The sequence below is a fragment of the Streptomyces antibioticus genome (genome assembly GCF_002019855.1).
GTDB classification, from domain to species: Bacteria; Actinomycetota; Actinomycetes; order Streptomycetales; family Streptomycetaceae; genus Streptomyces; species Streptomyces antibioticus_B.
In genome coordinates this window covers 3,533,009-3,559,475 of sequence record NZ_CM007717.1, presented here as the reverse complement: position 1 = coordinate 3,559,475, position 26,467 = coordinate 3,533,009, and the positions used below count along the sequence as shown (strand labels likewise).

Genomic DNA, 26,467 nt, shown 5'->3' with positions numbered 1-26,467 from the left:
GGGGTGATGGGTGGCTGGTCGTTGTTTGAGAACTGCACAGTGGACGCGAGCATCTGTGGCCAAGTTTTTAAGGGCGCACGGTGGATGCCTTGGCACCAGGAACCGATGAAGGACGTGGGAGGCCACGATAGTCCCCGGGGAGTCGTCAACCAGGCTTTGATCCGGGGGTTTCCGAATGGGGAAACCCGGCAGTCGTCATGGGCTGTCACCCGCTGCTGAACACATAGGCAGTGTGGAGGGAACGAGGGGAAGTGAAACATCTCAGTACCCTCAGGAAGAGAAAACAACCGTGATTCCGGGAGTAGTGGCGAGCGAAACCGGATGAGGCCAAACCGTATACGTGTGAGACCCGGCAGGGGTTGCGTGTGCGGGGTTGTGGGATCTCTCTTCYRYSGTCTGCCGGCSRYRGGACGAGTCAGAAACCGTTGATGTAGGCGAAGGACATGCGAAAGGTCCGGCGTAGAGGGTAAGACCCCCGTAGTCGAAACGTCAGCGGCTCGTTTGAGAGACACCCAAGTAGCACGGGGCCCGAGAAATCCCGTGTGAATCTGGCGGGACCACCCGCTAAGCCTAAATATTCCCTGGTGACCGATAGCGGATAGTACCGTGAGGGAATGGTGAAAAGTACCGCGGGAGCGGAGTGAAATAGTACCTGAAACCGTGTGCCTACAAGCCGTGGGAGCGTCGGAWMWSWGCTTGCWSWKWTCTCGTGACTGCGTGCCTTTTGAAGAATGAGCCTGCGAGTTTGCGGTGTGTTGCGAGGTTAACCCGGGTGGGGTAGCCGTAGCGAAAGCGAGTCCGAACAGGGCGRYTTTAGTAGCACGCTCAAGACCCGAAGCGGAGTGATCTAGCCATGGGCAGGTTGAAGCGGAGGTAAGACTTCGTGGAGGACCGAACCCACCAGGGTTGAAAACCTGGGGGATGACCTGTGGTTAGGGGTGAAAGGCCAATCAAACTCCGTGATAGCTGGTTCTCCCCGAAATGCATTTAGGTGCAGCGTCGTGTGTTTCTTGCCGGAGGTAGAGCACTGGATAGGCGATGGGCCCTACCGGGTTACTGACCTTAGCCAAACTCCGAATGCCGGTAAGTGAGAGCGCGGCAGTGAGACTGTGGGGGATAAGCTCCATGGTCGAGAGGGAAACAGCCCAGAGCATCGACTAAGGCCCCTAAGCGTACGCTAAGTGGGAAAGGATGTGGAGTCGCAGAGACAACCAGGAGGTTGGCTTAGAAGCAGCCACCCTTGAAAGAGTGCGTAATAGCTCACTGGTCTAGTGATTCCGCGCCGACAATGTAGCGGGGCTCAAGCGTACCGCCGAAGTCGTGTCATTSMWRYAAYASGSCCAACGSCKNYWKKGATGGGTAGGGGAGCGTCGTGTGCCGGGTGAAGCYGCGCCGGAAGGCAGTGGTGGACGGTTCACGAGTGAGAATGCAGGCATGAGTAGCGATTCACACGTGAGAAACGTGTGCGCCGATTGACTAAGGGTTCCTGGGTCAAGCTGATCTGCCCAGGGTAAGTCGGGACCTAAGGCGAGGCCGACAGGCGTAGTCGATGGATAACCGGTTGATATTCCGGTACCCGCTGTGAAGCGTCAAACATCGAACCHRKYRATGCTAAGKCCGTGAAGCCGYYCCGGASCCTTCGGGGMAAGGRRAGTGGTGGAGCCGMYGRMCCARRSTKGYAGTAGGTGAGTGATGGGGTGACGCAGGAAGGTAGTCCAGCCCGGGCGGTGGTTGTCCCGGGGTAAGGGTGTAGSMCGWSAKGTAGGCAAATCCGCCWSWCAYWKAGKSTGAGACCTGATGCCGAGCCGATTGTGGTGAAGTGGATGATCCTATGCTGTCGAGAAAAGCCTCTAGCGAGTTTCATGGCGGCCCGTACCCTAAACCGACTCAGGTGGTCAGGTAGAGAATACCGAGGCGTTCGGGTGAACTATGGTTAAGGAACTCGGCAAAATGCCCCCGTAACTTCGGGAGAAGGGGGGCCAYVHYTGGTGAGRRSACTTGCTSYYCGAGCTGGGGGTGGCCGCAGAGACCAGCGAGAAGCGACTGTTTACTAAAAACACAGGTCCGTGCGAAGCCGTAAGGCGATGTATACGGACTGACGCCTGCCCGGTGCTGGAACGTTAAGGGGACCGGTTAGTCAVKMTTCGKSKTGGCGAAGCTGAGAACTTAAGCGCCAGTAAACGGCGGTGGTAACTATAACCATCCTAAGGTAGCGAAATTCCTTGTCGGGTAAGTTCCGACCTGCACGAATGGCGTAACGACTTCTCGACTGTCTCAACCATAGGCCCGGTGAAATTGCACTACGAGTAAAGATGCTCGTTTCGCGCAGCAGGACGGAAAGACCCCGGGACCTTTACTACAGTTTGATATTGGTGTTCGGTTCGGCTTGTGTAGGATAGGTGGGAGACTGTGAAGCTTGGACGCCAGTTCAGGTGGAGTCGTCGTTGAAATACCACTCTGGTCGTGCTGGATGTCTAACCTGGGTCCGTGATCCGGATCAGGGACAGTGTCTGATGGGTAGTTTAACTGGGGCGGTTGCCTCCTAAAGGGTAACGGAGGCGCCCAAAGGTTCCCTCAGCCTGGTTGGCAATCAGGTGTTGAGTGTAAGTGCACAAGGGAGCTTGACTGTGAGACCGACGGGTCGAGCAGGGACGAAAGTCGGGACTAGTGATCCGGCGGTGGCTTGTGGAAGCGCCGTCGCTCAACGGATAAAAGGTACCCCGGGGATAACAGGCTGATCTTCCCCAAGAGTCCATATCGACGGGATGGTTTGGCACCTCGATGTCGGCTCGTCGCATCCTGGGGCTGGAGTCGGTCCCAAGGGTTGGGCTGTTCGCCCATTAAAGCGGTACGCGAGCTGGGTTTAGAACGTCGTGAGACAGTTCGGTCCCTATCCGCTGTGCGCGTAGGAGTCTTGAGAAGGGCTGTCCCTAGTACGAGAGGACCGGGACGGACGAACCTCTGGTGTGCCAGTTGTTCTGCCAAGGGCATGGCTGGTTGGCTACGTTCGGGAGGGATAACCGCTGAAAGCATCTAAGCGGGAAGCCTGCTTCGAGATGAGGACTCCCACCCACTTGATGGGGTAAGGCTCCCAGTAGACGACTGGGTTGATAGGCCGGATCTGGAAGCACGGTAACGTGTGGAGGTGACCGGTACTAATAGGCCGAGGGCTTGTCCTCAGTTGCTCGCGTCCACTGTGTTGGTTCTGAAACCACGAACAGCCCCACGCCCGGTCACGGCGTGGTGCGGCTGAAACAGTTTCATAGTGTTTCGGTGGTCATAGCGTGAGGGAAACGCCCGGTTACATTCCGAACCCGGAAGCTAAGCCTCACAGCGCCGATGGTACTGCAGGGGGGACCCTGTGGGAGAGTAGGACACCGCCGAACAATCATTGTGGGAAACCCCGCACCATTCATGGTGCGGGGTTTTCTGCGTTCAGGGCTCTCTCCTTTTTGTTTCTCGGAGAGAGCCCTTTTCTGTTTCTGGTGTCAGAGGCGACCGGCGGCCTTCAGTGCGAGATACGCGTCCGCGAGTGCCGGCGCGAGTTCGTCGGGTGTCGCGTCCACGACGGTGACTCCGTGGCGGCGCAGTTGTTCGGCGGTGCGGTGGCGTTCGGTCTGGGCCTGGGCTGCGGCTGCCGCCTCGTACACCCCGTCGATCGTGCCGCGGGCCTCGGCCATTTCGGCGACGTGGGGATCGGCGACCGAGGCCAGCAGGACCGTGTGGCGCTGGGTGAGCTGCGGCAGGACGGGGAGGAGGCCCTCCTCGACCGGGGCCGCGTCGAGGGTGGTGAGCAGGACGATCAGCGCGTGGCGGGGTGCCGTACGCAGTGCTGTGGCGGTGAGGGTGCGGGTGTCGGTTTCGACGAGTTCGGGTTCGAGGGTGGCCATGGCGTTGACCAGGGAGGGAAGGATGTCGCGGGCGGTGCGGCCCTGGACGAGGGCGCGGATGCGGCGGTCGTAGGCGAGGAGGTCGACTCGGTCGCCGGCGCGGGAGGCCAGGGCGGCGAGGAGCAGGGCGGCGTCCATGGAGGCGTCGAGGCGGGGGGCGTCGCCGACGCGGCCCGCGGAGGTACGGCCGGTGTCGAGGATCAGGAGGATGTGGCGGTCGCGTTCGGGTCGCCAGGTGCGGACGGCGACCGTGGAGTGCCGGGCGGTGGCGCGCCAGTCGATGGAGCGGGTGTCGTCGCCGGGGACGTATTCGCGCAGGCTGTCGAATTCGGTGCCTTCGCCGCGGGTGACGAGGCTGGTGCGGCCGTCGAGTTCGCGCAGGCGGGCCAGTTTGGAGGGGAGGTGCTTGCGGCTGGTGAACGGGGGGAGGACACGGACCGTCCAGGGGACCTTGTGGGTGCCTTGGCGGGAGAAGAGGCCGAGGGGGCCGTAGGAGCGGATGGTGACGCGGTCGGCCTGGTGGTCGCCTCGGCGGGTGGGGCGTAGGCGGGTGGTGACGCGGCGGCGTTCGCCGGGCGGGACGGTCAGACGGGCGCGGGATGCCTCGGTTTCCGTGCCGGGCTGCCAGCTGCTGGGGGGCCAGGCGTCGCGGAGGTGGGCGCGCAGGGGGCGGCGGGAGGGGTTGGTGAGGGTGAGGGTGACGTCGGCTGTCTCGCCGAGGCGGGTCGAGGTGTCGCTGGAGCGGGTCAGGAGCAGGCGGCGTACGGGGGCGGCGAGGGCGAAGTCGCAGGCGCAGGCGGCGGCGAGCGGGGCGTTGACGGCGAGGATGCCGGCCCAGCTCGGTTCGAGGATGCCGACGGGGAGGGAGCCGAGGGCCGCGAGGAGGGCGGCGCGTCCGGTGAGTGCCATCAGCGGGGGACGGGGACGTGGGTGAGGATCGCGTTGATGACGGAGTCGGCCGTCACGCCCTCCATCTCGGCCTCCGGGCGGAGTTGGACGCGGTGGCGGAGCGTGGGGAGGGCGAGGGCTTTCACGTCGTCGGGGATGACGTAGTCGCGGCCGGTGAGCCAGGCCCAGGCGCGGGCGGTGGCGAGGAGGGCGGTGGCGCCGCGGGGGGAGACGCCCAGGGTGAGGGAGGGCGATTCGCGGGTGGCGCGGCAGATGTCGACGACGTAGGCGGTGATCTCGGGGGAGACGGTGGTCTTGGCGACGGCGGCGCGGGCGGCTTCGAGGTCGGCGGGGCCCGCCACGGGGCGTACGCCGGCGGCTTTGAGGTCGCGCGGGTCGAAGCCCTCGGCGTGGCGGGTGAGGACGTCGATCTCCTCCTGGCGGGAGGGGAGAGGGACCGTCAGTTTGAGGAGGAAGCGGTCGAGTTGGGCTTCGGGGAGGGGATAGGTGCCCTCGTACTCAACGGGGTTCTGGGTCGCGGCGACCAGGAACGGGTCGGGGAGGGGGCGGGGGGTGCCGTCGACGGTGACCTGGCGTTCCTCCATCGCTTCGAGGAGGGAGGACTGGGTCTTGGGCGGGGTGCGGTTGATCTCGTCGGCGAGCAGCAGGTTGGTGAAGACCGGGCCGGGCTGGAAGGAGAACTCGGCGCTGCGGGTGTCGTAGACGAGGGAGCCGGTGACGTCGCTGGGCATGAGGTCGGGGGTGAACTGGACGCGCTTGGTGTCGAGTTCCAGTGCGGATGCGAGGGCGCGGACGAGCAACGTTTTGGCCACTCCGGGGACTCCTTCAAGGAGAACGTGTCCGCGGCAGAGCAGTGCGACGACGAGGCCGGTCACGGCGGGGTCCTGGCCGACCACGGCCTTGGAGATCTCGGCGCGCAGGGCTTCCAGGGAGGCTCGGGCGTGGCCCGGGTCCCCGGTGGTCCCGGCGTTGTCAGTGGTCGGGTCCATCATGGACGGCGTACCTCTCTTTCGAGGGCGTCGAGTTGGTCGGCGAGGGTGATGAGGGCCGTGTCGTCGTGGGGCGGCGGGCCGAAGAGGATGGAGTGCAGGGGCTGTCCGTCGCCGTGGAGGTGGGCGGACAGGGCGGGGACGAGTGCTTCGGGTGTGTGTGCCTGGGTGACGGGGATGCCTACGAGAGGGGCGAGGCGGGTGCGGGTGGTGGAGCGGAGAGCGGCGGCCGCGCGGTCGCGTGCGGAGGCGTTGCGGTAGAGGCGGGCGCGGCCTTCGACGGTTTCGGAGGCGCGGATCGCGACGGGGAGCTTCTCGGGGACGAGGGGGCCGAGTCGGCGTGCCCTCCAGAGGGCGGCGAGGGCTGCGGCGATGAAGAGTTGCAGGGTGCCCCAGAGCCAGCCGGAGGGGAGCAGGTCGAAGAAGCTTTTCTCGTCGTCCTGGTCGGTGGTGGAGGTGTCGGAGAGTGAGGGGAGGTACCAGACGAGATGTGGGCGCGAGCCGAGGAGTTGGAGAGCGAGCGAGGCGTTGCCCTGCTGGTCGAGGCGGGTGTTGAAGAGGATGTCGGGTGCTCCGAGGACGACGGTGTCGCCGTCGCCGGAGGTGTCCGGGATGCGCAGCAGGGTGGCCAGGCGCCGGCTGGGGTAGCAGGTGTCGGCGTCGAGGTGGCGGGTGGTGTAGCGGGTGCCGCCGGTCTCGGCGGTGCCGGCGCGGCGGGCGTCCGGCAGCGCGCAGTCGGGGGAGAGGGCGGTGGAGCGGCTGGTGGCGGGGGCGGCGGTGACTCCGGGGGCGAGGGTGCCGACGGAGGGGCTGCCGGGGGCGACGAGGATCGTGCGGCCGCCGGAGCCGGTGGTCGCCGCGTGCAGGGTGCGCTGCTGGTGGGGCGTCAGGAGGTCGGGGACGGCGACGAGGAGGGTGGTGTCCGGTCCGGTGGCGGTGCGGGCCTCGGCGAGGGTGGTGACGACGCGGGTGGACACACCGCGGTCGGCGAGGAGTTCGGCGACGGCGCGGCTGCCGTAGGGGTCGGCGGAGCGCGGGTCGAGGGTGCCGTGCCGGGCGTCGGAGTGGAGACCGGCCAGGGCGACGGCGCCTGCGAGGAGGAGGGCGGTCGCGAGGGCGATGCCTCGCGCGCGGGTCCACACCTGGCGGGCGGTGGGCGAGGCGGAGGTGGAGGGGCGCGCGGTCCCGGTGGTCATCGGGCGGCTCCCTGGCGGGCCGCGTCGGCCGTGCTGTCGGCGCTGCTGGTGGTGAGCTGGGGTTTGGTGAGGTCCAGGTCGTGGTCGAGGGCGGCGATGCGGTGGTACGCCTCCTCGGTGGCGGTGCGGCCGCCGTATGTGACGTCGTCGAAGTCGCGGGCGGCGCCGCGCAGTCGGTCGGTGTGGGCGGGCAGGGTGCGGCCGGCTTCGGCGGCGGCCTCGTCCGCGGTGCGGCCGGGGCGGACGTCGAGGAGGGCGCGTTCCTCCAGGGCGCGGACGATGGCGCGCATGCGTTCCTGGACGGCCTGGTTCCAGTGGCCCTGGGCGGCGTGTGCCTCGGCGGCCGCGCGGTGTTCGGCGGCGCTGCGGGGACGGTCGTCGAACAGGGCGGCGGTGGAGACCGGTCGGCGGCGGGGGGTGCCCAGGCGCCACCACAGGACACCGGCGACGGCGAGCACGGCCAGGACGATGACGAACAGGCCGAGCGTGCTGCTGAGTCCTGTGGTCGACGCGGTGCCCAGGAGGTCGCCGAGCCAGTTCCAGAACTTGTCCAGGGCCCGTTCGAAGAGGTTGGGGTCGTTCTCGTGGTACAGGCGTTTGGCCAGTTCGCGGCGGGCCGCCTCCTGGGCGGGGTCGCGGGGGATCGTCAGGGGCGGACCGTCGTCCGAGGTCGCCAGGGCGAGCGCCGGGCCGTCGGCCCAGCGCGCGAGGACATGGACGGCCCCGCCGTTCGTGAGTGGTACCGCTGTGAGAACTCCCCCCGCCAGGCTCACCGCATCAGCTCCCGGGCCTGGTGCCGGGGACGGGGGAGCCGTAGCCCTGGACGCCCGCGGCGCGGGCCAGGTCGAGGTCGAGGGCCTCGCGGCGGATGCGCTGGTCGATGTAGAGCAGCACGGTGACGCCCGCCGCGATGGGGAGCGTGATCATGGAGCCGACGACCGAGCCGACGCCGCTGACGATCAGGTAGGTCCAGCCGTACTCGCTGCCGGCGTCGAGGAGCCCGCCGATGCCGTCGTCGCTCACCGCCGCGCCCAGGAGGGCGAAGGGGAGCACGACGATGGTGGAGATGATGTTCGCGATGACCAGGGCGAGGAACTGGATGCCGAACATCCGCCACCAGGAGCCGCGGACGAGTTTCGCGGACCGGGTCAGGGCCTTCTTGATGCCCTGCTTCTCCAGCATCAGGGCGGGGGCGGCGAGGGAGAAGCGGACCACCAGCCACACGACCAGCGCGAACGCGCCCAGGCTGCCGAGGCTGATGAGCGCGGCGCCGCCCTCACCGCCGCCCGACGCGGTCACCAGGATGCCGGGCAGGAGGCAGACGGCGGCGACACCGCCCGTGATGAGCAGCAGAAGGGCGATCAGGCCGAGCAGCCGGGGGAGTTGGCGGCGGGCGTCGCGCCAGATCTCCTTGAGGGTGACCGGCTTGCCGAGGACCGCGCGGCTGGTGACGGCGGCGAGCAGGGCGGTCCCCGTGAGGATGCCGAGCATGGTGATCAGCAGGAGCAGGCCGGAGCTGCGCATGACGTCGCCCATGGCCTGGGTTTGCTCGTCGAGGCCGGCGCTCGGGTCGCTGAGGGCGGCGGTGTCCAGGGTGTCGTCGAGGACCAGGCCCTGGAGCAGGACGACGGCGGTCTCGAAGACGATCGCGATGGCCAGGGAGATGCCCAGGACCGTGCGCCAGTAGGTGCGCATGGTGGAGACGGCGCCGTCGAGCATTTCGCCCACGCCGAGCGGGCGGAGCGGGATCACTCCGGGCTTCACCGCGGGCGGAGGGCCGCCCCAGCCGGAGCCCCAGCCAGGGGCGCCGTGACCGCCGGGGCCGCGCCGGCCGCCGGGGTGGCCGTAGCCGTCCGGGCCCGCCGGGGGCGGCGGGGTGCCCCAGCCGGGGCCGGGGGGCGGGGGCGGAGGAGGCTGGGCCGGGTTCTGCGGGCCTGCGGGCGCGGACCACGGAGCGGGTGGCGGCTGCTCGTCGGACCACTTCGTGCCGGGGCTCTGTGGACGAGCACCCGGCTGGTCCGCGGGCTGCGGGCCGCTCGGGCGGTCGGCGGGGTCGGACGCGCCGGGCTCCTGTCCGTCGGACGGGGCGGATCCGGGCGAGGCCCAGCCCGGAGTGTCTTTCATCGTCGCTCCTTCACGGTGCCCGTCCGCGGTCGCGGCGGCAGGTTGGCAGCCATCGTGCCATGGGGCGGTCATGGGATCATCGGGCGCGGTAGGGGCTGCGCACCTTCAATTGTCCGCCGGATCCGGGGCACACTGACCGCATGGCTGATCAGTACGCGCAATCCGGCGAGGACAAGCAGCCGGCCGAGATACCCGCGATCCGCTGGGAGGAGTCTCCCGAGGGTCCCGTACTGGTGCTTCTCGACCAGACGAGACTGCCGGCCGAGGAGGTCGAGCGGGTCTGCACGGACGCGTCCGCGCTGGTGGAGGCGATCCGCTCCCTCGCCGTGCGCGGGGCGCCGCTGCTCGGCATCGCCGGCGCGTACGGCGTCGCGCTCGCCGCCGCGCGCGGCTTCGACGTGGAGGAGGCGGCGAACACGCTGGCCGGCGCCCGGCCCACCGCGGTGAACCTGGCCGTCGGCGTACGGCGGGCCAGGGCCGCGTATCTGGCGGAGCTGGCCGAGAGCGGCGACCCCGCGCAGGGGGCGCGGGCCGCGCTGGCCGCCGCACGCCAGGTGCACCGGGAGGACGCCGAGGCGAGCACCCGCATGGCCGCGCACGGGCTGGCGCTGCTCGACGAGCTGCTGCCCGGCGGCGGGCACCGCGTCCTGACCCACTGCAACACCGGCTCGCTGGTGTCGGGCGGGGAGGGGACCGCGTTCGCGGTGGCGCTCGCCGCGCACCGCGTGGGGCGGCTGCGGCGGCTGTGGGTCGACGAGACGCGCCCGCTGTTGCAGGGGGCGCGGCTGACGGCGTACGAGGCCGCCCGCAGCGGGATGGCGTACACGCTGCTCACCGACAACGCGGCCGGTTCCCTGTTCGCGGCCGGGGAGGTCGACGCGGTGCTGATCGGCGCGGACCGGATCGCCGCCGACGGCTCCGTGGCCAACAAGGTCGGCAGCTATCCGCTCGCGGTGCTCGCCCGCTACCACCATGTGCCGTTCATCGTGGTCGCGCCCACGACCACCGTCGACGTGCACACGCCCAACGGGGCGGCGATCGAGGTCGAGCAGCGCCCCGGGTACGAGGTCACCGAGATGGCCGCTCCCCAGGCTCCCGTGACCGGGGCGGGCGGCGGGCTCGCAGTGGCGCCGCTGGGGACGCAGGCGTACAACCCGGCGTTCGACGTGACACCGCCCGAGCTGGTGACGGCGATCGTCACGGAACGAGGGGTGGTCTCCCCGGTGACGGCGGACGGTCTCGCGGAGCTGTGCGGCGATCACGCCCCGTGAACGACGATCACGTCGGAGGACAGGGGCAGACAGTGACCGCCCCGTACGACTATCGTCACCGGGCGGTGAGGCTTCTCACCTGCACCACCTTCACCGTTATGAGAATGGGATGATGTCGTTTATGAAGGGACGAGTCCTTGTCGTCGACGACGACACCGCACTGGCCGAGATGCTCGGCATCGTGTTGCGTGGTGAAGGTTTTGAGCCGTCTTTCGTAGCCGACGGCGACAAGGCGCTGGCCGCTTTCCGAGAGGCCAAGCCCGACCTGGTGCTGCTCGACCTGATGCTGCCCGGACGGGACGGCATCGAGGTCTGCCGCCTCATCCGCGCCGAGTCCGGCGTGCCGATCGTGATGCTCACCGCCAAGAGCGACACCGTCGACGTGGTGGTCGGCCTCGAGTCCGGCGCCGACGACTACATCGTGAAGCCGTTCAAGCCCAAGGAGCTGGTCGCCCGCATCCGGGCGAGGCTGCGCCGGTCGGAGGAGCCCGCCCCCGAGCAGCTCGCCATCGGCGACCTCGTCATCGACGTGGCCGGCCACTCCGTGAAGCGCGACGGCCAGTCCATCGCGCTGACCCCGCTCGAGTTCGACCTGCTCGTCGCGCTCGCCCGCAAGCCCTGGCAGGTGTTCACCCGCGAAGTGCTCCTCGAACAGGTGTGGGGCTACCGGCACGCCGCCGACACCCGCCTGGTCAACGTGCACGTCCAGCGGCTCCGCTCCAAGGTCGAGAAGGACCCGGAGCGGCCCGAGATCGTGGTGACCGTCCGTGGCGTCGGATACAAGGCAGGACCTAGCTGACATGCGCGGGGACAGTGCCGCTTCGGCCCCCGGCCGGTCCGGGGCCCGTCCGGAGCGGCCTGTCGGCCGTAAGACGATGGGTTCACGTTTCGGAAACCTCCTCGAAGGAGGCCTGCTCCAAGGCGGAGTGCAGGGCAGCCCCGTCCTGAGGCTCCTGCTGCGCTGGGTGCGCCGCCCGCTGCTGCCCGTCATGCGGCTGTGGCGGCGCAACATCCAGCTCAGGGTCGTCGCCACCACCCTGCTGATGTCGCTCGGTGTCGTCCTGCTGCTCGGCTTCGTCGTCATCGGACAGGTCCGCAACGGACTGCTCGAGGCCAAGGTCAAGGCATCCCAGAGCCAGGCCACCGGCGGCTTCGCCGTCGCCAAACAGAAGGCCGACGAGACCGCCACCGACGGCAGCCCCGGCGACGGCAACCCGCAGAACGTCATCGAATGGATGAGCCAACTCGTGTCGTCGCTGTCCAGCGGCGGCCAGGGCGCCTTCGACGTCGTCACCCTGCCCCCCGGCGACGACAGCGGCGGCGGCCGCGGCCCGCGCGCCTCCGGCGACGTCAACCCCAACAAGAGCGTCCCCGAGGACCTGCGCTCCCACATCAACACCAACACCGGCGCGGCCCAGAGCTACACCCGCATCCGCTACAGCACCAACAAGGAATCCCAGCCCGCCCTCGTCATCGGCAAACAGCTCAACGACCCCAACGGCGACCCCTACGAGCTGTACTACCTCTTCCCGCTCACCCAGGAGGAGAAGTCGCTGAGCCTGGTCAAGGGCACCCTGGCCACCGCGGGACTCTTCGTCGTCGTCCTCCTCGGCGCCGTCGCCTGGCTCGTCGTACGGCAGGTCGTCACACCCGTCCGCATGGCCGCCGGGATCGCCGAGCGGCTGTCCGCCGGACGCCTCCAGGAACGTATGAAGGTCACCGGCGAGGACGACATCGCCCGCCTCGGCGAAGCCTTCAACAAGATGGCGCAGAACCTCCAGCTCAAGATCCAGCAACTGGAGGACCTGTCGCGGATGCAGCGACGGTTCGTCTCCGACGTCTCGCACGAACTGCGGACCCCGCTGACCACCGTCCGCATGGCCGCCGACGTCATCCACGAGGCACGGGAGGACTTCGACCCCGTCACCGCACGGTCCGCTGAACTCCTCGCCGACCAGCTCGACCGGTTCGAGTCGCTCCTCGCCGACCTCCTCGAGATCAGCCGCTTCGACGCCGGCGCCGCCGCCCTCGAAGCCGAACCCATCGACCTGCGCGAGGTCGTCCGCCGCGTCGTCAGCGGCGCCGCACCCCTCGCCGACCGCAAGGGCACGGCCATACGCGTCCTCGGCGACCAGCAGCCCGTCGTCGCCGAAGCCGACGCCCGACGCGTCGAACGCGTCCTGCGCAACCTCGTCGTCAACGCCGTCGAACACGGCGAGGGCAAGGACGTCGTCGTCAAACTCGCCTCGGCGGGCGGCGCCGTCGCCGTCGCCGTCCGCGACTACGGCGTCGGACTCAAGCCCGGCGAGGCCACCCGCGTCTTCAGCCGCTTCTGGCGAGCCGACCCCGCACGCGCGCGTACCACCGGCGGAACGGGCCTCGGCCTGTCCATCGCCCTGGAGGACGCCCGCCTGCACGGCGGCTGGCTCCAGGCCTGGGGCGAACCCGGCGGCGGCTCCCAGTTCCGGCTGACCCTGCCCCGGACCGCCGACGAACCGCTGCGCGGCTCGCCGATACCCCTGGAACCCAAGGACTCCCGCCGCAACCGCGGCCTCGACGACGCCGGTCTGCCCCGCGGCAGCGGCGAGAAGAGCGCCACCGTGCCCGTGCAGCCGGCCGCCGAACAGCGGTCGCCCGCCCACACCCCGCTCGCACCCCGGCTGTCCGCGGCCACCCCCACGGCCGACCCCACGGCACTGCCCGGCAACGGCGCCCGCGTGGTGCCCCGGCCCTCGACGGGAGGCCCGCCGGCCGGCGGGGCGGGGAACGGGTCGGCGACGGGGCCGACGGGATCGACGGGATCGACTGCAGGTTCCGGGGCGAGCACGACGGCGGGCTCCGGGGCGGGCTCTTCGTCCGGTGCAGAGACGGGGCGTGGCAACTCCGGCGGGACACCGGAGCAGGGACCCAAGGACGCGGCACACAGCGGGGTACCGGGACGCGCGCACCGCGCGGCGGACGGCCCGGACGAACAAGGGGAGACGACTCGTGGGCGCTGACCGCGACGGGCACACCCGGCGCACGCCGGGGCGCGCGGTGGCCTACGCCACTTGCGGCGTCGTACTGCTGGCCGGGTGCGCCTCCATGCCCGACAGCGGCGACCTGCGCGGCGTCGAGTCCACACCGCGCCAGGACATCCAGGTCCGCGTGTTCGCGATGCCGCCCCGCGACGACGCGCCGCCCTCCGAGATCGTCCAGGGCTTCCTCGAAGCCCTCACCAGCGACGACTCCAGCTACGCGACCGCACGCCAGTACCTCACCACCCGCGCCGCCCAGAAATGGGAACCCGAGCGGAGCACCACCGTCCTCGCCGACGGCCCCGGCACCCAGACCGGCCGTTCCGGCGCCTGGGAGGACGGCGACGACTACGCCTTCGTCCTCACCGGCACCAAGGTCGCCCAGATCGACGCCCAGCAGTCCTACAGCCCCTCCGCCGGCGCCTACAGCGAGACCGTGCACCTCGTCCGCGACAAGAAGACCCGGCAGTGGCGCATCGACGCCCTGCCCCAGGGCGTCATCATGGGCAAGTCGGACTTCCAGCGGAACTACATGTCCGTCAACAAGTACTACTTCGCGTCCAGCACCGAGGCCGCCGGATCAGGACAGCCCCTGGCCGTCGCCGACCCCGTCTACGTCCGCGAACGCGTCGAACCCATGACGCAGATGGTGCGCTCCCTGCTCAACGGCCCCACGAGCTGGCTGCGGCCCGTCGTCCGCTCCAGCTTCCCCACCGGCACCGCACTGTCCCCGCACGTCACCTCACTGACGCCGGACGACCAGAACAAGCTCACCGTGCCGCTCAACGACAAGGCGGCCCACATCGGGCAGAGCAAGTGCGACGAGATGGCCACGCAACTGCTCTTCACCCTCCAGAACCTCACCCCCACCGTCGACGAGATCGCCCTGCGCGCCGGCGGCCGGCAACTGTGCTCCCTCACCGAGGAGCAGGCCACCGCCGTCGCCGCACGCGGCTCGCACGAGCACCCCAGCTACCTGTACTTCATCGACGGCCGCCACCGGCTCGCCCGCATGCCCAGCAGCGTCGGCAGCGACAGCCGGTCCGACGCCGTGCCCGGCGCGCTCGGCGACGGCACCAAGGCGCTGCGCTCGGTGGCCGTGGCCCGCGACGAACACAGCGCCGCCGGTGTCGCCCTCGACGGCAAGGCCCTCTACGTCACCAGCACCGTCACCGGCAGCTCCCTCGGCGAACCCGTCCTCCAGAGCGCCGGCAAGACGGAGGCCGACCGGCTCACCACACCCACCTGGGACGCCCAGGGCGACCTGTGGATCGCCGACCGCGACCCCGCCGCCCCGCGACTGCTCCTGCTGGAGAAGGGCGCCGGGCCCGCCCTGGAGGTCCTCACCCCCGGCCTCGACGGCCGGATCGACGCCGTACGGGTCGCGGCCGACGGGGCGCGGATCGCGCTCGTCGTGGACAAGGACGGCAAGCAGTCCCTGCTCATCGGGCGCCTCGAACGCACCGAGGACAGCGAGGGCAAGACCTCCGTGTCCGTCCAGGAACTGCGGTCCGCCACCCCTGAGTTGGAGCGCGTCTCCGCCGTGTCGTGGGCCGGGGACAGCCGGCTCGTCGTCGTCGGTCAGGAGGCCGGCGGGGTCGAGCAGGTGCAGTACGTGCAGAGCGACGGTTCGATCCCCGAATCGGCCGCGCTGCCCGGTCTGACCGAGGTCAACAGCATCGCCGCCTCCGAGAACAGCGACGCACCGCTGTTCGCCACCTCCGACGACGGGCTGCTGTGGCTGCCCGGCGGGAGCGGCTGGCGGACACTGAAGGAGACGGCCTCCGTCGCGTTTTATCCCGGGTGACCGTGAAGGCGTGACGGATGCGGATGCGGGCGTCGCGTGAGCGTGTTTCGAGAGGGATCCCCGGTTCATACCCGGGGGTCCCGTTTTTTATGCGCCCGTGAGTGAAAGAAGTGCCGGGTGATGCCGGTGGGACCGGCCGACGCTGATCCGTTTCTTTTTCCACAGGCCCTTCCGCCACTTATCCACAGGGGTGGCCCGACCCTTCCCGCATTGGCACAGTGAACGACATGGAAGGCGTTCGCAACTGGTGGCAGGAGCTCGCCGGGCTGGTCCTGCCCGCCGAGTGCGGCGGCTGCGGGCGGGACCGTGAGGTGCTCTGCCCCGAATGCCGCGCCGTACTCGGCGGGACGGCGCCCTTCCGGGTACGGCCGGTCCCCGAACCGCCCGGGCTGCCCGCCGTGCACGCGGCGGCTCGGTACGCGGACGAGGTACGGGCGGCACTGCTCGCGCACAAGGAGCGCGGGGTGCTGGCGCTGGCGCGACCGTTGGGGGTGGCGTTGGCGGGGGCGGTGCGGGTGGGGTTGGGGGAGGAGGGGGTGGGGGAGGGGGAGGGGCCCCCTCCCCCCGGTGACATTCTGCTCGTCCCCGTCCCCTCCACCCCCGCCACCACCCGCGCCCGAGGCCACGACCCCGCCCGCCGGATCGCCCTCGTCGCCGCCGGGGAGCTGCGGCGGGCCGGGATGTCGGTGCGGGTGGCCGCGGTGCTGCGGCAGCGGCGGGCGGTGGCCGACCAGGCAGGGCTGAGCGCGCGGGAGCGGCTGGAGAACCTGGTGGGTGCGCTGACGGTGGTGCCCGGCGGGGCGCGGGTGCTGGGCGGCGGTCCCGTGGTGCTCGTCGACGATCTGGTCACGACGGGCGCGTCCCTGGCGGAGGCGGCGCGGGCGGTCCGGGCAGTCCGGGCGGTGGGGTCCACGGCGCCGGAGACGCCGGTACCGACCCCGCGCACCCCCCGTGGTGAAGAAGCCCGGACGGCGCCCGAGCGGGTGCCGCGCGCGGGGCGCACGATGGGTCGCGGCGCACCCGAGCGGGTGAGTCGCGCGGGCCGTATGGGAAGGGTGGAGTGTGGTGAGGGAGGAAGGGCGGTGTACGCGGGTGTCACTCGGGAAGGCAGAGAGGTACGGCCGTCCGGTGCCGGAGCGGGACGAGGAGGTGTGGGCGGGTGCGGGGCCGGTGAGGTGCTCTGCGCGGCTGTCGTGGCGGCGCCGCCGGATTCCTTCGAAATAAACCGGAACTGAGGGAGAACTTGCGTCGTTGCAGGTAATGAGAGGGCCAATTCACCTGAACGGAGGTACGCCGCGGTAGAGGGTGACGACATCCGTCCGGGCGAGATATGTTCGGTTGTGAGGGAAAGCCGCAGGCCACACCTCTCATATCCGAATGCCGTGCTGCGGTTTCCGGTTATGGCGCGCGCAGCACCTGGGGTGTAGATCTCGTCCATGGGGGAGGAGGAGGTGGAAGTCACCAAGTCCGAGGTTCCGGTGCTCACCGGAGCCTGGTGCAAAAGGGAGACGCTCCGCGGAGAAGCGGAGTGATCCGGGAACGGAGTTCTGCGTGGACATCGTCGTCAAGGGCCGCAAGACCGAGGTGCCCGAGCGGTTCCGCAAGCACGTGGCCGAGAAGCTGAACCTGGAGAAGATCCAGAAGCTCGACGGCAAGGTGATCAGCCTCGACGTCGAGGTGTCCAAGGAGCCCAACCCCCGACAGGCCGACCGGTGCGACCGAGTGGAGATCACGCTCCGCTCCCGTGGCCCTGTGATCCGGGCCGAGGCGGCGGCCAGCGACCCGTACGCGGCACTCGACCTGGCGGCCGAGAAGCTCGATGCGCAACTGCGCAAGCAGCATGACAAGCGGTACACGCGGCGCGGTTCGCGCCGGATCAGCGCGGCGGAGGTGCCGGACGTCGTCCCGGGTGTGGCGACGCTCAACGGCAATGGCCAGCCCGTGCCGGCCGGGGTGTCGGACGGTGTGCCGACGAAGAAGATCGGTTCGCTGGAGGTGCAGGGCGACGGCCCCCTCGTGGTGCGCGAGAAGACCCACGTCGCCGCACCGATGACGCTCGACCAGGCCCTCTACGAGATGGAGCTGGTCGGCCACGACTTCTATCTGTTCGTCGACTCCGAGACGAAGGAACCCAGCGTCGTCTACCGGCGCCACGCCTACGACTACGGCGTGATCCACCTCAGCACGGACCCGATGGTGGCCCAGGCGCAGTCTCCCGAGGCGGGTGGCGCGCTGGGCGGCTGATCCCATGAGGTGAAAGCCATGCGGTGACGGCCGTGCGGTGACGGCTGAGCGGTGTGCCCCTGGAGCGCGTGTGCGCCCCCAGGGGCACCCGTGTGCGACCCCTTCGCGCCCTTCTGTGTCACCTCGTTGTCGTCCAGGCATGGAATCATGGCGGCAACGGCCCAACCGGTGGGCCGTTGCCTTGGGTTGGCGATGGCTCACGACCACGGCCGTAGCCTTCAGGGGGAGGAACGATGGCGGACAGCTTCGGACCGATGCGTGACGAGGATGCCGACGGCGGCGTCGTCGGCATGGGCCCGGACGGGGGTGCCTCGCGCGGGGAGCCGATCAGAGTCCTTGTCGTGGACGACCATGCTCTGTTCCGTCGCGGACTGGAGATCGTGCTCGCGGCCGAGGAGGACATCCAGGTCGTCGGCGAGGCGGGGGACGGTGCGGAGGCCGTGGACAAGGCGGCCGATCTGTTGCCGGACATCGTGCTGATGGACGTACGGATGCCGAAGCGCGGTGGGATCGAGGCGTGCACGTCGATCAAGGAGGTGGCCCCCAGCGCGAAGATCATCATGTTGACGATCAGCGACGAGGAGGCCGACCTCTACGAGGCGATCAAGGCGGGGGCGACCGGATATCTCCTCAAGGAGATCTCCACGGACGAGGTGGCGACCGCGATTCGCGCGGTGGCCGACGGGCAGTCGCAGATCAGTCCTTCGATGGCGTCGAAGCTGCTCACCGAGTTCAAGTCGATGATCCAGCGCACCGACGAGCGGCGGCTGGTGCCGGCGCCGCGGCTGACGGACCGTGAGCTGGAGGTGCTGAAGCTCGTGGCGACCGGGATGAACAACCGGGACATCGCCAAGGAGCTGTTCATCTCCGAGAACACCGTGAAGAACCATGTGCGCAACATCCTGGAGAAGCTGCAACTGCACTCCAGGATGGAGGCGGTGGTGTACGCGATGCGGGAGAAGATCCTCGAGATCCGCTGAGCCGGGTCTGCGACGGGTCGGTGCCGGGTCAGGCGAGCGCGCGGGTCAGTTCTCTGGTGAGGGGCTCGCGCAGTTCGGGGGCGTCGACGCGTTCCACGCGTACGTCGGTGCAGTTCACCCAGGTCGCGGCTTCCAGGAGGGCCTGGGCGACGGCGGGGACGGCCTTGGGGCCGTCCAGGGTGATCTGCCGGGCGACGAGCGTGCGGCCCTCGCGGGCGGGGTCGACGCGGCCGACGAGATGGCCGCCGGCCAGGACGGGCATCGCGAAGTAGCCGTGGATCCGCTTGGGCTTGGGGACGTACGCCTCCAGGCGGTGGGTGAAGCCGAAGATGCGCTCCGTGCGGGCCCGCTCCCAGACGAGGGAGTCGAAGGGCGACAGCAGGGTGGTGCGGTGGCGGCCGCGCGGCGGTGCCGCCAGGGCGGCGGGGTCGGCCCAGGCGGGCTTGGACCAGCCCTCGACGGTGACGGGCACCAGGCCGGAGTCAGCGATCACCGCGTCGACCTGTTCGCCCTTGAGGCGGTGGTAGTCGGCGATGTCCGCGCGCGTGCCGACGCCCAGGGACTGTCCGGCCAGGGCGACCAGGCGGCGCAGGCATTCGGTGTCGTCGAGGTCGTCGTGCAGGAGGTCGGCGGGTACGGCGCGTTCGGCGAGGTCGTAGACGCGTTTCCAGCCGCGGCGTTCGACGCAGACCACTTCGCCGTACATCAGGGCGCGTTCGACGGCGACCTTGGTGCCGGACCAGTCCCACCATTCGCTGGTCTTCTTGGCGCCGCCCAGTTCGGTGGCGGTCAGGGGGCCCTCGGCGCGGAGCTGCTTGATCACCTGCTCGTAGGCACCCTCGGGGAGGGGGTGGCTCCAGTGGGGGCGGTTGCGGTAGGCGCGGCGGCGGAAGGCGAAGTGGGGCCACTCCTCGATGGGGAGGACGCACGCGGCGTGGGACCAGTACTCGAAGGCGTGGGGGCGCGCGGGGGTGCCCGGTTCCGTGCCCCAGTAGGCGTTCTCGACGGTGGTGCGGCCCACGGCGCCCAGGCGCGCGTACGGGATGAGTTCGTGGGAGCGGGCGAGGACGGAGATGGTGTCGAGCTGGACGGCGCCGAGGTGCCGGAGGATGCCGCGGACGCCGGCTCTGCGGTCGGGGGTGCCGAGGAAGCCCTGGGCCCGCAGGGCGATGCGGCGGGCTTCGTCTGCCGTGAGGTCGGTGGCGGGGCGCGGGGTGGTCATGGTGCGCACCCTAGGCGGCGGCACTGACAGTGCGGAGTGAGCTGGGGGTTCGTGCGGGCGGGGGTCATCGGCCCGCGTCGGAGGGCGGGGGTGTGGGGGCGGGGAGGTAGGGGGCGGCGGAGGGCAGGCCGAGGTCGGAGGGGAGCAGGGAGGCGAGCCAGCAGTCGCGGCGGGTGCCCTTGTTGTTGATGGCGGAGCGCAGGGTGCCCTCGAGCTGGAAGCCGGCGTGTTCGGCGACCGCGCGGGAGGCGGTGTTGCCCACTTCGGCGCGCCATTCGACGCGGTCGACGGCGAGGTGGGTGAAGGCCCAGCGGGCGGCGGTGAGGGTGGCCTCGGTGGTGTAGCCGTGGCCGCGGTGTTCCTTGGCGGTCCAGAAGCCGATCTCCACGGTGCCGAGGGCGCGGGTGGTGAGGCCGAGCATGCCGGTGAGGGTGCCGTCGGGGAGGAAGACGCCGAAGGTGAACATCGAGCCGGTGGCCCAGCCGTCGGGGGCGAGCTGTTCGGTGAAGCCGCTGGCGTGTTCGTGCAGGTAGGGGGAGGGGATGGTGGTCCAGCGCTGGATGTCGGGGTCCTGGGCGGCGGTGTGCACGGCGTCGGTGTCCCGGGGGCCGACGGGGCGCAGGACGAGGCGGTCGGTGGTGAGGGTGACGGGTTCCATCGGGCGATTCTGGTGCGGTGCGGGCGGTGGCGCCATCGGTTTCGGGCGGTGGCGCCGTCGGGTTCGTGCGGTGGCGCCGTCAGGCTCGGGCGGTGACGCCATCGGGTTCGTGCGGTGGGTGAGCGGGCGATCACGATTCGCGCAATTCGTGGGGTGGTCGCGGCACTATCGGCGGGGCCCGGCCGTTGTTCTGTTTGAAGAAGATTTTGGTGTCCGTGCGCGGCAGGGCGCGGTCCTCGTACAGCAGACTCCCGGCGTGGCGGGGTCCTCGCATACGATGGCCGTTGCTCAGCAAGTCACATGGAAACCGACCGTCCCAGGCCCGATCGGCAAGGAGACCAACCCCCGTGTCCGTCCTCTCGAAGATCATGCGTGCAGGCGAAGGCAAGATCCTGCGCAAGCTGCACCGCATCGCGGACCAGGTCAACTCCATCGAAGAGGACTTCGTCGACCTCTCCGACGCCGAGCTGCGGGCCCTCACCGATGAGTACAAGCAGCGGTACGCCGATGGTGAGAGTCTGGACGACCTGCTGCCCGAGGCGTTCGCGACGGTGCGTGAAGGCGCCAAGCGCGCGCTCGGCCAGCGCCACTACGACGTGCAGATCATGGGTGGCGCGGCCCTGCACCTCGGTTATGTGGCCGAGATGAAGACCGGTGAGGGCAAGACCCTCGTCGGCACGCTGCCCGCTTATCTGAACGCGCTGTCCGGCAAGGGCGTCCACCTGATCACGGTGAACGACTACCTGGCCGAGCGCGACTCCGAGATGATGGGCCGCGTCCACAAGTTCCTGGGTCTGAGCGTCGGCTGCATCCTGGCCAACATGACGCCGGCCCAGCGCCGCGAGCAGTACGCGTGCGACATCACGTACGGCACGAACAACGAGTTCGGTTTCGACTACCTGCGCGACAACATGGCGTGGTCGAAGGACGAGCTGGTGCAGCGCGGCCACAACTTCGCCATCGTCGACGAGGTCGACTCGATCCTGGTCGACGAGGCGCGTACGCCGTTGATCATCTCGGGTCCGGCGGACCAGGCGACCAAGTGGTACGGCGACTTCGCGAAGCTGGTGACGCGCCTGAAGAAGGGCGAGCCCGGCAACCCGCTGAAGGGCATCGAGGAGACCGGCGACTACGAGGTCGACGAGAAGAAGCGCACGGTCGCCATCCACGAGGCCGGTGTCAGCAAGGTCGAGGACTGGCTGGGCATCGACAACCTCTACGAGTCGGTGAACACGCCTCTGGTGGGCTACCTGAACAACGCCATCAAGGCGAAGGAGCTCTTCAAGAAGGACAAGGACTACGTCGTCATGGACGGCGAAGTCATGATCGTCGACGAGCACACCGGCCGTATCCTCGCCGGCCGCCGTTACAACGAGGGCATGCACCAGGCGATCGAGGCGAAGGAAGGGGTGGACATCAAGGACGAGAACCAGACGCTCGCGACGATCACCCTGCAGAACTTCTTCCGCCTCTACAAGCGCCGCAGCCACAGCGGCAAGGAAGAGCCCGGTCTGTCCGGCATGACCGGTACGGCGATGACCGAGGCCGCCGAGTTCCACCAGATCTACAAGCTCGGTGTGGTGCCGATCCCGACGAACCGGCCGATGGTCCGCAAGGACCAGTCGGACCTGATCTACCGCACCGAGGTCGCGAAGTTCGAGGCGGTCGTCGACGACATCGCCGAGAAGCACGAGAAGGGCCAGCCGATCCTGGTCGGCACGACCTCCGTGGAGAAGTCGGAGTACCTCTCCCAGCAGCTCTCCAAGCGCGGTGTCCAGCACGAGGTGCTGAACGCCAAGCACCACGAGCGTGAGGCGTCGATCGTCGCGCAGGCCGGCCGCCGCGGCGCGGTGACGGTGGCCACGAACATGGCCGGCCGTGGTACGGACATCAAGCTCGGCGGCAACCCCGAGGACCTCGCGGAGGCGGAGCTGCGGCAGCGCGGCCTCGACCCGGAGGAGCACATCGAGGAGTGGGCGCACGCGCTTCCGGCCGCCCTGGAGCGGGCCGAGCAGGCCGTCAAGGCGGAGAAGGAAGAGGTCGAGGCGCTCGGCGGTCTGTACGTGCTGGGCACCGAGCGGCACGAGTCGCGTCGTATCGACAACCAGCTCCGTGGTCGTTCCGGCCGTCAGGGCGACCCGGGCGAGTCCCGGTTCTATCTGTCGCTGGGTGACGACCTGATGCGTCTGTTCAAGGCGCAGATGGTCGAGCGCGTGATGTCCATGGCGAACGTCCCGGACGACGTGCCGATCGAGAACAAGATGGTCACGCGCGCGATCGCGTCCGCGCAGTCGCAGGTCGAGCAGCAGAACTTCGAGACGCGTAAGAACGTCCTGAAGTACGACGAGGTCCTCAACCGCCAGCGTGAGGTCATCTACGGCGAGCGGCGCCGTGTCCTGGAGGGCGAGGACCTGCAGGAGCAGATCCAGCACTTCATGGACGACACGATCGACGCGTACATTTCCGCGGAGACTGCCGAGGGCTTCCCGGAGGACTGGGACCTGGACCGGCTGTGGGGCGCGTTCAAGCAGCTCTACCCGGTGAAGATCACCGTGGAGGAGCTGGAGGACGCGGCGGGCGACCGGGCCGGTCTGACCGCCGAGTTCATCTCGGAGTCCATCAAGGACGACATCCACGAGCAGTACGAGGCGCGGGAGAGCCAGCTCGGCTCGGAGATCATGCGCGAGCTGGAGCGGCGGGTCGTGCTGTCGGTCCTGGACCGCAAGTGGCGCGAGCACCTCTACGAGATGGACTACCTCCAGGAGGGCATCGGTCTGCGCGCGATGGCGCAGAAGGACCCGCTGGTGGAGTACCAGCGCGAGGGCTTCGACATGTTCACCGCGATGATGGACGGCATCAAGGAGGAGTCCGTCGGCTACCTGTTCAACCTGGAGGTCCAGGTCGAGCAGCAGGTCGAGGAGGTCCCGGTCGAGGACGCCGCGCCGGTCGACATGGACAAGCAGGACGTGGTGCCGGCGCAGGCGGGCTCGCGTCCGGAGATCCGCGCGAAGGGCCTGGACGCCCCGCAGCGGCGCAACCTGCACTTCTCCGCGCCGACGGTCGACGGCGAGGGCGGCACCATCGAGGGCGACTTCGACGACGACGGCGAGCCGGTGCGGTCCGAGGCGGACGGCCTCACGCGCGCGGAGCGCCGCAAGCAGGCGAAGGCCGGACGGCGCCGTAAGAAGTAGCCGCGGGAGGCAGCCGCGCGAGGCGTGAGGGCCGGGTCACCTTGGGGTGGCCCGGCCCTCCGCCGTCCGCCGGGCCGGTCGGGTCAGCCGGTACGGGGGCGGGACGCGCGGGGGCCGTCCAGTTCGATCGCCGTGCAGCGCCAGCGGTGGTCGGGGCCGAGTTCCAGGCGGAAGGCCATGGCGCGCAGCCGGTTGCCCGCGCCGATCCGCGCGAAGGCCTCCACGGCGCCCGGGCGTGCGACGTAGTAGCCGATGTCCCGGACGACCGGCCGGACGCCGTGCGCGGGGCGCAGGGGGCCGCTCTCGGCGAGGTGGGCGAGATCGTCGTAGGCCGAGCCGACCGTGTGGCGGAGCATGGAATGGACCGGGCGCTGTCCGCTCAGGACGGCCACGAGACGGTCGGCGAACAGGTCGGTGGGGCGCGGCCGGGGCGGCACGGCCGTCGGCCGGTTGTCCGCCGGGCGCGTGGAGGCGGTGCGGGGTGCGGCCGGCGGGCGGCGGGTGTCCCGGCGGCCGGGAGGACGGGAGCCGGGAGTGCGCTGGGTCCTCGTCATGACCTTGTTCATGGTTGTCCCCGTTCGGTGAGCCCGGTCGCTGTCTCTACCAGGCGGTAACTTTCGCTGCCGATCTTGTACGCGGTCACGGAACGTGATTGCAAGGAAGCTCGGAGTTGCCCCACTGTCAGGGGTCGATTCACTTATCAGGGTGATGAGAAAGGGTGAAAGGGCAGGCCAGGGCGCCGGGTGGGGTGAATTTCGGGGCGCGGAGTGGACGCCGGGAGTGGGGTGGGCGGGCGCCCGAAAGGGGACGCCCGCACGTATCCTGAAGCCCTTCGAGCGAAGCTCCCACCAGAAGCGAAGCTCCCGACCAGAGAAGAGCGGCCAGCCATGCGCGTCTACGTCCCCCTGACCCTCTCCGGCCTCACCGAGGCCCACAAGACGGGGGAGCTGGGGTCCGGGCCGCTCGTCGCGTACGCCGTCACGCCCGCGCTGCGCGAGTGGTACGACTCCGAGGACGTCGAGGAGCTGGAGTACGCCGCCCTCGGTCAGGCGGCGCTCGCCTCGCTGCGGCTGCTCGACGCGGACCGGGCGGCGCCCCGGCGCCGGGTCGTGGTCGCCGTCGACGTCGCCGACCGGATCGTCGAGGCCGACCCCGACCCCGGCCCCGGGAACGACGCCGCCGACCCCGGCGAGGTGCGGGTGACCGGCCGGGTCGCACTGGCCAAGGCGGCGGCCGTCCATGTCGACGCGGACGGCGCGGAAGCCGCCGTAGAGGCCGCGGCGGAGGCCCTCGCGGCGGCGGACGGCGGGGACGGCGGTGCCCGGTCCGTCGTGGACGGCGCCGAGGACCACGAGCTGCTGTGGTTCGCCCCGCAGGAGATCCCCCACCTGGTGGGCTCCTGATTGTCAGTGGGGCCAGGTACGTTTTGTGACATGGCGACGCAGCGAGAACCGGCACACATCGTCTGGGACTGGAACGGCACGCTCTTCCACGACAACGACGCGATCATCGGCGCGACCAACGCGGCGTTCGCCGAGCTGGGCCTGGAGCCGCTCACCCTGGAGCGGTACCGGGCGCTGTACTGCGTACCCGTGCCGAAGTTCTACGAACGGCTGATGGGCCGGCTGCCCACCGACGCCGAGTGGGAGCTGATGGACGACATCTTCCACCGGTACTACGCCGAGCACCGGGTGAGATGCGCGCTCACCGAGGGCGCGGAGGAGCTGCTGTCGGGGTGGCGGTCGGCCGGGCACAGCCAGTCCCTGCTGAGCATGTACGTGCACGACGAGCTGGTCCCGCTGGTGCGCGGCTTCGGCATCGAGCCGCACTTCGTACGGGTCGACGGGCGCACCGGGCCGTCCGGCGGCAGCAAGGCCGAGCACATGGTGCGCCACCTCGCGGCGATCGGCGTGGTGGAGCCGGAGCGGGCGGTGGTGATCGGGGACGCGGCCGACGACGCGGTGGCCGCGCTCCACGCGGGCGCGCAGGCCGTGCTGTACACCGGGGGGTCGCACAGCCGGGCCAGCCTCGAAGGGATCGGGGTGCCGGTGGTGGACAGCCTGGCGGAGGCGGTGGAGGTGGCGGGGAGACTGGCCGCCTGAGCGACGTACCGCCCCAGCGACGTACCGCTCCAGCCCAGCCCAGCCCAGCCCAGCCCAGCCCAGCCCAGCCCAGCCCAGCCCAGCCCCGCCCAGCCCCGTCCCGCTCAGCTCACCGGCGCCTTCGCCCGCAGCACCGTCAGGAACTCCCGCATCCAGGCCGAGTGGTCCGGCCAGGCGCGGGCGGACACCAGCGTGCCGTCGACCACAGCCTCGCTGTCCTGGAAGGTCGCGCCGGCCGACTGCATGTCGATCTCCAGCGCCGGATAGGCGGTCACCCGGCGCCCCCGCAGGGCGTCGACCGCGGCCGTCAGCAGGGGGCCGTGGCAGATCTGGGCGACCGGCTTGTCGGAGTCGAAGAACGACTTGAGGATCTTGCGCAGCTCGGGATCGTTGCGCAGATACTCCGGCGCCCGGCCGCCGGGGATCACGACGGCGGCGTACTGACCGGGCTCGACCTCGGAGAAGGCGAGGTCGGCGGGCCAGGTGTAGCCGGGCTTCTCGGTGTAGGTGTCGAAGCCGGGTTCGAAGTCGTGGACGACGAACCGCAACTGTTTGCGTTCCGGGGCGGCGATGTGGACCTCGTAGCCCTCCTCGCGCAGCCGCTGATAGGGGTAGAGGACCTCCAGGGACTCGGCTGCGTCGCCGGTGACGATGAGGATCTTCGCGGTCATGGTGGGCGGCTCCTCTCGGGCGGGCACTGTCACGGCCCACGCCGTCATGGGCAACGTGCCTCTCGGGGGCGGTCCTGCCAAGAGGGCGCGCCAAGAGAGGAACGCTCGCTTTCAGGGTGCCGTGAGCCGGGACCGCCGTCGACTCGTCCCGGTTCCGCGGGTGGCCCGGCACGTGTCACCCGCGTCCGCCCCTGTG

The 26,467-nt window shown here is 69.8% G+C and carries 19 protein-coding genes and 2 rRNA genes; 12 read left to right on the top strand and 9 right to left on the bottom strand.

The features are described from left to right. Window positions 1-57: 57 nt before the first annotated feature. Window positions 58-3,179 (top strand): 23S ribosomal RNA (locus AFM16_RS15740). Window positions 3,180-3,269: 90 nt separating this feature from the next. Further along, window positions 3,270-3,386 (top strand): 5S ribosomal RNA (gene rrf, locus AFM16_RS15735). Between the two features lie 102 nt (window positions 3,387-3,488). Here the strand turns inward: rrf and AFM16_RS15730 are convergent. The 5 genes from AFM16_RS15730 to AFM16_RS15710 are packed head-to-tail and all read right to left on the bottom strand — an operon-like array spanning window position 3,489 to window position 9,108. Then, entirely contained in the window at window positions 3,489-4,799 is a 1,311-nt protein-coding gene (locus AFM16_RS15730) for a DUF58 domain-containing protein (RefSeq protein WP_078633682.1), read from the bottom strand. Next, window positions 4,799-5,788: an AAA family ATPase gene (locus AFM16_RS15725; protein ID WP_107419091.1), complete on the bottom strand. Its 990-nt coding sequence runs from the start codon at window positions 5,786-5,788 to the stop codon at window positions 4,799-4,801. The genes AFM16_RS15730 and AFM16_RS15725 overlap by 1 nt, the downstream gene beginning before the upstream one ends. Further along, on the bottom strand, window positions 5,788-6,984 hold the full coding sequence (locus AFM16_RS15720; RefSeq protein ID WP_078633680.1) for a DUF4350 domain-containing protein: 1,197 nt from the start codon (window positions 6,982-6,984) through the stop codon (window positions 5,788-5,790). Before AFM16_RS15720 ends, AFM16_RS15725 begins: the two co-directional genes overlap by 1 nt. Beyond that, on the bottom strand, window positions 6,981-7,757 hold the full coding sequence (locus tag AFM16_RS15715; protein WP_078633679.1) for a DUF4129 domain-containing protein: 777 nt from the start codon (window positions 7,755-7,757) through the stop codon (window positions 6,981-6,983). The genes AFM16_RS15720 and AFM16_RS15715 overlap by 4 nt, the downstream gene beginning before the upstream one ends. A 4-nt stretch (window positions 7,758-7,761) precedes the next feature. Beyond that, on the bottom strand, window positions 7,762-9,108 hold the full coding sequence (locus AFM16_RS15710) for a glycerophosphoryl diester phosphodiesterase membrane domain-containing protein (protein WP_078633678.1): 1,347 nt from the start codon (window positions 9,106-9,108) through the stop codon (window positions 7,762-7,764). 140 nt (window positions 9,109-9,248) lie between these two features. Here AFM16_RS15710 and mtnA point away from each other — a divergent pair, with 140 nt between their 5' ends. The 7 genes from mtnA (at window position 9,249) to AFM16_RS15675 (ending at window position 18,427) form a co-directional block, all read left to right on the top strand. Continuing rightward, the gene (mtnA, locus tag AFM16_RS15705) at window positions 9,249-10,379 is read left to right on the top strand and encodes an S-methyl-5-thioribose-1-phosphate isomerase (protein ID WP_078633677.1); all 1,131 of its coding nucleotides are present in this window, start codon (window positions 9,249-9,251) and stop codon (window positions 10,377-10,379) included. 109 nt (window positions 10,380-10,488) lie between these two features. Next, window positions 10,489-11,178, top strand: coding sequence for a two-component system response regulator MtrA (gene mtrA, locus AFM16_RS15700; RefSeq protein WP_187283109.1), 690 nt, complete (start codon window positions 10,489-10,491; stop codon window positions 11,176-11,178). A 1-nt stretch (window position 11,179) separates the two neighbouring features. Beyond that, window positions 11,180-13,378 (top strand): MtrAB system histidine kinase MtrB, encoded by a 2,199-nt coding sequence (gene mtrB / locus AFM16_RS15695; RefSeq protein ID WP_078633676.1) that lies wholly within the window; start codon window positions 11,180-11,182, stop codon window positions 13,376-13,378. Next, window positions 13,368-15,203 (top strand): LpqB family beta-propeller domain-containing protein, encoded by a 1,836-nt coding sequence (locus AFM16_RS15690; RefSeq protein WP_078633675.1) that lies wholly within the window; start codon window positions 13,368-13,370, stop codon window positions 15,201-15,203. Before mtrB ends, AFM16_RS15690 begins: the two co-directional genes overlap by 11 nt. A 227-nt stretch (window positions 15,204-15,430) precedes the next feature. After that, window positions 15,431-16,438, top strand: a complete 1,008-nt coding sequence (locus AFM16_RS39360; RefSeq protein WP_078633674.1) for a ComF family protein — start codon at window positions 15,431-15,433, stop codon at window positions 16,436-16,438. Window positions 16,439-16,754: 316 nt separating this feature from the next. After that, window positions 16,755-17,447, top strand: a complete 693-nt coding sequence (gene hpf / locus AFM16_RS15680; protein ID WP_030798630.1) for a ribosome hibernation-promoting factor, HPF/YfiA family — start codon at window positions 16,755-16,757, stop codon at window positions 17,445-17,447. Between the two features lie 233 nt (window positions 17,448-17,680). Beyond that, window positions 17,681-18,427 (top strand): response regulator, encoded by a 747-nt coding sequence (locus tag AFM16_RS15675; RefSeq protein WP_030798627.1) that lies wholly within the window; start codon window positions 17,681-17,683, stop codon window positions 18,425-18,427. Between the two features lie 28 nt (window positions 18,428-18,455). Here AFM16_RS15675 and AFM16_RS15670 read toward each other — a convergent pair whose 3' ends face one another. Together AFM16_RS15670 and AFM16_RS15665 are read right to left on the bottom strand one after the other, a co-directional pair. After that, window positions 18,456-19,649 carry a winged helix-turn-helix domain-containing protein gene (locus tag AFM16_RS15670; protein ID WP_030798624.1) on the bottom strand — a complete coding sequence of 398 codons (1,194 nt, stop codon included), beginning with the start codon at window positions 19,647-19,649 and terminating at the stop codon, window positions 18,456-18,458. A gap of 64 nt (window positions 19,650-19,713) precedes the next feature. Continuing rightward, window positions 19,714-20,307 carry a GNAT family N-acetyltransferase gene (locus AFM16_RS15665; RefSeq protein WP_078633672.1) on the bottom strand — a complete coding sequence of 198 codons (594 nt, stop codon included), beginning with the start codon at window positions 20,305-20,307 and terminating at the stop codon, window positions 19,714-19,716. A 347-nt stretch (window positions 20,308-20,654) separates the two neighbouring features. Here AFM16_RS15665 and secA point away from each other — a divergent pair, with 347 nt between their 5' ends. Beyond that, window positions 20,655-23,498, top strand: a complete 2,844-nt coding sequence (gene secA / locus AFM16_RS15660; protein WP_078633671.1) for a preprotein translocase subunit SecA — start codon at window positions 20,655-20,657, stop codon at window positions 23,496-23,498. Window positions 23,499-23,581: 83 nt separating this feature from the next. Here the strand turns inward: secA and AFM16_RS15655 are convergent, their stop codons facing one another. After that, on the bottom strand, window positions 23,582-24,064 hold the full coding sequence (locus tag AFM16_RS15655; protein WP_078633670.1) for an Rv3235 family protein: 483 nt from the start codon (window positions 24,062-24,064) through the stop codon (window positions 23,582-23,584). A gap of 321 nt (window positions 24,065-24,385) precedes the next feature. On the opposite strand from AFM16_RS15655, the gene AFM16_RS15650 reads away from it, so the two are divergent. Both AFM16_RS15650 and AFM16_RS15645 read left to right on the top strand, forming a co-directional pair. Further along, the gene (locus AFM16_RS15650) at window positions 24,386-24,901 is read left to right on the top strand and encodes a DUF6912 family protein (protein WP_030780497.1); all 516 of its coding nucleotides are present in this window, start codon (window positions 24,386-24,388) and stop codon (window positions 24,899-24,901) included. 30 nt (window positions 24,902-24,931) lie between these two features. Then, complete coding sequence (locus AFM16_RS15645) at window positions 24,932-25,600, top strand: HAD family hydrolase (RefSeq protein ID WP_030780494.1); 669 nt, start codon at window positions 24,932-24,934, stop codon at window positions 25,598-25,600. A gap of 104 nt (window positions 25,601-25,704) precedes the next feature. On the opposite strand, the gene AFM16_RS15640 is transcribed toward AFM16_RS15645, so the two are convergent. Next, window positions 25,705-26,271 (bottom strand): DJ-1/PfpI family protein, encoded by a 567-nt coding sequence (locus tag AFM16_RS15640; protein ID WP_030780491.1) that lies wholly within the window; start codon window positions 26,269-26,271, stop codon window positions 25,705-25,707. Window positions 26,272-26,467: the final 196 nt, after the last annotated feature.

Coding starts and splice junctions, on each gene's coding strand:
- AFM16_RS15730 (WP_078633682.1), bottom strand. CDS start 4,799: ATGGCACTCACCGGACGCGCCGCCCTCCTCGCGGCCCTCGGCTCCCTC.
- AFM16_RS15725 (WP_107419091.1), bottom strand. CDS start 5,788: ATGGACCCGACCACTGACAACGCCGGGACCACCGGGGACCCGGGCCAC.
- AFM16_RS15720 (WP_078633680.1), bottom strand. CDS start 6,984: ATGACCACCGGGACCGCGCGCCCCTCCACCTCCGCCTCGCCCACCGCC.
- AFM16_RS15710 (WP_078633678.1), bottom strand. CDS start 9,108: ATGAAAGACACTCCGGGCTGGGCCTCGCCCGGATCCGCCCCGTCCGAC.
- mtnA (WP_078633677.1), top strand. CDS start 9,249: ATGGCTGATCAGTACGCGCAATCCGGCGAGGACAAGCAGCCGGCCGAG.
- mtrA (WP_187283109.1), top strand. CDS start 10,489: ATGATGTCGTTTATGAAGGGACGAGTCCTTGTCGTCGACGACGACACC.
- mtrB (WP_078633676.1), top strand. CDS start 11,180: ATGCGCGGGGACAGTGCCGCTTCGGCCCCCGGCCGGTCCGGGGCCCGT.
- AFM16_RS39360 (WP_078633674.1), top strand. CDS start 15,431: ATGGAAGGCGTTCGCAACTGGTGGCAGGAGCTCGCCGGGCTGGTCCTG.
- AFM16_RS15675 (WP_030798627.1), top strand. CDS start 17,681: ATGGCGGACAGCTTCGGACCGATGCGTGACGAGGATGCCGACGGCGGC.
- AFM16_RS15670 (WP_030798624.1), bottom strand. CDS start 19,649: ATGACCACCCCGCGCCCCGCCACCGACCTCACGGCAGACGAAGCCCGC.
- AFM16_RS15665 (WP_078633672.1), bottom strand. CDS start 20,307: ATGGAACCCGTCACCCTCACCACCGACCGCCTCGTCCTGCGCCCCGTC.
- AFM16_RS15655 (WP_078633670.1), bottom strand. CDS start 24,064: ATGAACAAGGTCATGACGAGGACCCAGCGCACTCCCGGCTCCCGTCCT.
- AFM16_RS15650 (WP_030780497.1), top strand. CDS start 24,386: ATGCGCGTCTACGTCCCCCTGACCCTCTCCGGCCTCACCGAGGCCCAC.
- AFM16_RS15645 (WP_030780494.1), top strand. CDS start 24,932: ATGGCGACGCAGCGAGAACCGGCACACATCGTCTGGGACTGGAACGGC.
- AFM16_RS15640 (WP_030780491.1), bottom strand. CDS start 26,271: ATGACCGCGAAGATCCTCATCGTCACCGGCGACGCAGCCGAGTCCCTG.